The 6,173-nt window shown below is 37.1% G+C and carries 2 protein-coding genes; both read right to left on the bottom strand.

From position 1 onward, the window contains the following. Nucleotides 1–1,223: 1,223 nt before the first annotated feature. Complete coding sequence (locus J1D01_RS17050) at nt 1,224–3,872, bottom strand: T9SS type A sorting domain-containing protein (RefSeq protein WP_421151720.1); 2,649 nt, start codon at nt 3,870–3,872, stop codon at nt 1,224–1,226. Nucleotides 3,873–4,638: 766 nt separating this feature from the next. Then, entirely contained in the window at nt 4,639–5,907 is a 1,269-nt protein-coding gene (locus J1D01_RS17045; RefSeq protein ID WP_421151719.1) for a site-specific integrase, read from the bottom strand. Nucleotides 5,908–6,173 lie beyond the last annotated feature (266 nt).

The raw sequence follows: 6,173 nt of genomic DNA, 5'->3' as shown, positions 1-6,173 counted from the left end.
GTCGGGGTGGCAGGAAGCCTCTTCCTCTTATATAATATACTATATATCAATCATTTACAAACTCAAAAAACAATCTGTTAGCCGATTTGTTGACGGGCTTATAAATGACCTCAAAATAAATTACTTTTCTTACTGGTTTTATAAAGATAAATATTATTTAGAACCAAAGCAAAATAAATAGTTATAGAATTTAGAAATTTCAGCGCAGTTCTGTATTTTGCTTTTGTACTTTTATTTTTCCTTTAGCATTGCATGTGTTTGTTCCGCAATAATTTTGTATTTAACGGGTTCAACATCTATCCCAAAAGCTTGATTTAAAACGCCATGTGTCATTTTACTTATCTGATTTACGGTACTGTTAATTTTTATATGCAATAGGATATTTGTCGCTTCAATTTCATAAATATTTAAATCACTTATTTAAGTAAACATATCACCAAGTGGGTTCCATTCAGTTAATAAAGTTTATTCCTTAGATATCTGTTCTTTGTTCATTTTATATCAGACACGAATTGTGATCGGGCTTTTCCGTCAATTTTTAAGTCTCTAATTTTACAGTATGTTATTAACTTATTCAAATCAACAACATAATCATTAACGATTAAACCTTTTGATGTTAAGTTGCGTTTTGCTTCTAAATAGGACTTGTGCCCATCTTCCCAAAAGTCATGCATACTATCCTTGTCGTCAATTATTTTTAGGAATTTTTTTCAGTCTTTTTTACGATAATATGCCATATTAACTTCCAGAATAAACTTTTATCTCATTTTTCAGCATGACGCATAACAGTCTCCTTTATTTTGGTGAGTTGTGTAGTTAAGAAACATTTACGAACCCGTGAAAATTCCTTAGGAATTTTCCAAATAAGCACTTGCCTAAGCAATAAATTATATACGGCTTAAGTTTATCTTTTAATAAGTTTTATAATAAATCAGAAAACACAAAAGAGAGAATTATGGTTAGTACACAAGGTCAAACCTAGACCTCGGTAACATTGATAATCCTCTCTTTTTTCTACCAAAATTTCGTTCAGTTCTCTGAGACCAAAATCTCGTTTTTAAGTTGTTGAAATTAAAGTAGAATGTCCTTTCCAAAAATTATTTCTTATGAATAAATATAGTAAAATTTATGGTATTGACATTAGTAAAAATGTCTTTAACGTGTATGTGAAGCTACAGGTCACATCATTTTAATTTTACATTGAAAGTATAGGTGTTTTTTAATTACGGTATCACTACTTTTTTAGCTGTTCTACCTAAATTGTTTACTACTTCTACAATATAAACTCCTTTAGATAAGCCTTGTATTGGTAATACTGTGCTTTTTCCAGTATATAGGTATTTACCATTAAGGCTATAAAGGTTTATTGTTTTTAAATCTGAATCTTCTGGAAGGTATACATGCATCTGTTCTGCTGCTTTATTTACAACAATATTAAAAGTATAAGTAGTAGACTCGAAACTAGAAACCCCTAACACCGTTGTTGCTAGATTAAATACCCGTACATGACCAGATTCATCACCGCCACCATCATTTCTAGGAGCACCAATGGCTAGAATAGTACCATCTGCAGATAGGCTTACGGAGGTACCTGACTGATCTCCTTCTGCTTCACCATCAATATTTACGCCTATTTGGTTCCACTTATCTGTGTACTGAAATACCCGTACATAACCAGAACCGCTAAAATACTCAGGAGCACCAATGGCTAGAATGGAGCCATCTGCTGATAGGCTTACGGATGTACCTGAAAAATCATTAGCGGCTACCCCAACAATATCGTCGCCTATTTGGGGCCAATCAGTACCGTTATATTTAAATACCCGTACATGACCAGAACCATCACCATTGCCATCATTTCCAGGAGCACCAATGGCTAGAATGGTACCATCTGCTGATAGGCTTACGGAGCGACCTGAAGAATCAAGAGAGGCTACCCCATCAATATCTTCGCCTATTTGGGGCCAATCAGTACCGTTATATTTAAATACCCGTACATGACCAGAACCATCACCATTGCCATCATTTCCAGGAGCACCAATGGCTAGAATGGTACCATCTGCTGATAGGCTTACGGAGCGACCTGAAGAATCAAGAGAGGCTACCCCATCAATATCTTCGCCTATTTGGTCCCAATCAGTACCGTTATATTTAAATACCCGTACATGACCAGAATAATCACCATTGCCATCATTACCAGGAGCACCAATAGCTAGAATGGTGCCATCTGCAGATAGACTTACGGAGACACCTGAAAAATCACCAGCAGCTTTCCCATTAATATCTTCGCCTATTTGGTCCCAATTATTAGTACCGTTATACTTAAATACCCGTACATGACCGGAATCTTCACCATTGCCATCATTCTCAGGAGCACCAATGGCCATAATCGTACCATCTGCTGATAAGCTTACGGAGGTACCTGACTCATCATCAGCTGCTTCACCATCAATATTTCCGCCTATTTGGGTCCATTTATTATTTATATTTTGAAATACCCGTACATGACCGGAATCTTCACCATTGCCATCATTCTCAGGAGCACCAATGGCCATAATCGTACCATCTGCTGATAAGCTTACGGAGGTACCTGACTCATCATCTGCTGCTTCCCCATCAATAGCTGCGCCTATTTGGGTCCAATCACCAGCAATATTTTCAAATACTCGTACAAAGCCTGTAGGGTCGATAGCTCCGATAGCTAAAATAGTGCCTTCTGCAGATAGGCTTACAGAGTAACCTGACTGATCTCCTTCTGCTTCCCCATCAATATCTCCGCCTATTTGGCTCCAATCGCTACCGCTATATTCAAATACCCGTACATGACCAGCAGCAGGACCATTATCATCATTAAAACGAGCACCAATGGCCACGATAGAACCATCGGCAGAACCATCTGAGAATAGGCTTACGGAGAAACCTGAACCGTCTCCAGCGAATTTCCCATCAATATCATTACCGATTTTGTCCCACTTATCTCCTTTGTATTGATATACCCGTACATGACCAGAACCGCTACCATTGCCATCATTGTCATTAGCACCAATGGCCACGATAGAACCGTCTGCAGATAGGCTTACGGAGCGACCTGAGTGATCATTTACTGCTTCCCCATCAATATCGTCGCCTATTTTTGTCCACTTATTATCATCTGAGTATTGATATACCCGTACATGACCAGAACCGCTACCATTGCCATCATTGTCAATAGCACCAATGGCCACGATAGTACCATCTGCAGATAAGCTTACAGAGACACCTGACTGATCTCCAAGGGCTTCACCATCAATATCTGGGCCTATTTTAGCCCAACCACTACCGTTATATTCAAATACCCGTACATGACCAGAAATTACACCATTCTCATCATTTCCAGTAGCACCAATGGCCACGATAGTGCCTTCTTCAGATAGGCTTACGGAGACACCTGAAAAATCACCAGCTGCTTCCCCTTCAATAGCTCCGCCGATTTGGTCCCAATTAGTACCGTTATACTTAAATACCCGTACATGACCGGAGTCTTCACCATTGCCATCATTTCCTATAGCACCAATAGCTAGAATGGTGCCATCTGCAGATAGGCTTACGGAGCGACCTGAAGAATCGCCTGCCGCTTCCCCATCAATATCTCCGCCTATTTGGTCCCAATCAGTACCGTTATATTTAAATACCCGTACATGACCAGAGTCTTCACCATTGCCATTATTGTCTGTAACACCAATAGCCATAATCGTACCGTCTTCTGATAGACTTACCGAATCTGCTGACTGGCCTTCTATGATCTCTCCATCAATATCTTCGCCTATTTGGGTTTGCCCAAATAAAACTGTAGTAGATACTACTAAAATTAAAAAAAACGTAATTTTTTTCATAATGAATAAAGTTTATTAAATACTGTTTTATGGATACCTTTTGTTAATTAAGAACATATATCCGTCAGCAAGATTACCGCAATTGTTTCTATAGTTGTTAGTCTAATGTAATAACTGTACTTGTTTTTGTTGTAACTGTATGTTTTTTTGTTGTAACCTAGCTTTTAATTACGGTACCAGCACTTTAACGATTCTATTGTATTTATAACCTGTAACAATTACAATTAAAAACAAGCTCTATAAGTTGATACTTACAACAATAGAGTTTATAAGCGCAAAACTCTTGTCCTTGAATCTTTGTTAGCGTATAATTCACCCTTATCCGTTTGGTCACAGCTAATAATTGTTGAACGTTTTTCTCCTATAGAAAGTTACTCATTACAAGCACTGACTATTATAAAAAGTTCTCTATATAAAGTATATTTGCTAACCTAAGGGAAGAGCAAGAGGGTAACACGCTGCGCGATGTTACATTTTCATGTTCCTCCAAAACACCAGTGAAATAAGGTAGTTTAAAAAATTGTCCGCTTTTTAGTTTTGTTTTCAATGAAGAATTTGCAGCAAAAACAGTGAAAAGCCCTATTAAAAGGTTCTTTTTTGCTGCAAAGAACCACAGAAAAACGTTCTTGCTCTATCATTTTAAAAAAATAAATATCTGGAAAAGCTCCTCGATAAGTAATTTCAGATTATTCAGCATAAAATCCCCTTTCAGTACACTCCCGTCTTTTGGTGAGGAGCGCACTGAAAGGGAATTCTTTTTTAAAGCCTAAAAAATAATTGATTGGTTTTGTTGGGGTTCTTTCTGATTGGTTTTGTCCTCTAACCGCTGCAGCAGATTACCTATGTCCTCGCTTATTTTTGATTCAATCACTCTGGCGTAGATTTGCGTTGTAGATAATTTGGTATGCCCCAAAAGTTTCGATACAGTCTCTATAGGTACACCATTAGACAGCATGACTGTGGTCGCAAAGGTGTGGCGTGCCATGTGAAAGGTTATGTTCTTGTTGATACCGCAGTCCTTAGCTATTTCCTTTAGATAGCTATTAGCCTTTTGATTGGAACATAATGGCAACAAAGCATCTTTAGAATTTCTTGGCTGCTCATCATTGTACTTATTTAAAATATCCATTGCTTTTGGAAGGATTGGTATTTTAACCGTTTCATTCGTTTTTTCCCGCTTAGTGAAAATCCAAAACCTTTTATCAATCCCCCTGCTTATTTTATTTCCTGCTAATTGCTTCACATCTGTGTAGGATAACCCTGTATAACAAGAAAAAACAAAACAATCCTTTATCCTTTCTAAACGTCCATTCTTGTAATGAGTGTTTTCTATAAGTTTAAGCTCCCTATCGCTAAGGTACTCCCTATCGAACTTTTCAAACTTCAACTGAAACTGCTTAAAGGGATTTCTGGTTATCCATTCCAACTTGTAGGCAAGGTTCATCATCTTTTTGAAACGCTCTAAATGCTTCATCACTCCATTGTTGGATAACATATAGGCGTTCTTTTTGTTTTTGACTGTTCTTAGGTACTGTTCAAAATCTACTATAAACCTATAGCTTAATTGTTTCAAATAAATATCATTAATCTTAAGCTTTTGTTTTAGGAACTTGTTCAAATAACGCTCTGTTGTCGAATAGTTCTTCATAGTACCAGGCTTTAAAATGGACTTCATTTTAGTATTGTGGTACTCGATTAGGTCTTTCAAGGATTTATGAATGTCGTCTTCACCCGTATACCTGGCCTTTATGGCTTGAGAGGTTATGTGTTTATGTTCCAATTTCAGGTCTTGATAGCATTTGAAAAGGCTGTTATTGACTTCATCCAAATAATTATTGAGTATTCTTGTGTTTTGATTTGTACCTCGGGATCTTCCCTTATGGGCATCCCAATCCGATAGTCGTACTTTTCGTTTTAAACTGATGGTTGCTCGTTTGCCGTTTACTGTAATTCTGGCATAGATTAAGGCTTGGTTGCTTTTTGCACGGGCATGGTCTACCCAGAACAGGATACTAAAAGTCGCTGTTGTTTTCATGATTTCGTCTTTTTGTTAATACTTTTTTTTACCAGACGAAAGTCAAATCACTTTAAAGATACATTTATTCTACCAACTTATTGTTGAATTTTAATAATTCAGTCAACACTTTTCGGAAACTCTTTTTGTTATCCGATTTGTTGACTTTTTTAACAGTATTTTTTACTTTCTTATGAAACCGTTAAAAATGCAAAAACCTGGTAATCACACGATTAACAGGTTTTTAATGATGATTGATATACTATTTTGTCGGGGTGGCAGGATTC

Source organism: Seonamhaeicola sp. NFXS20, from assembly GCF_049132085.1.
In the GTDB taxonomy this organism is placed as follows: Bacteria; Bacteroidota; Bacteroidia; order Flavobacteriales; family Flavobacteriaceae; genus Seonamhaeicola.
Note: the sequence above shows the minus strand (reverse complement) of the source record. Positions and strands in the feature narration are given on the sequence as shown.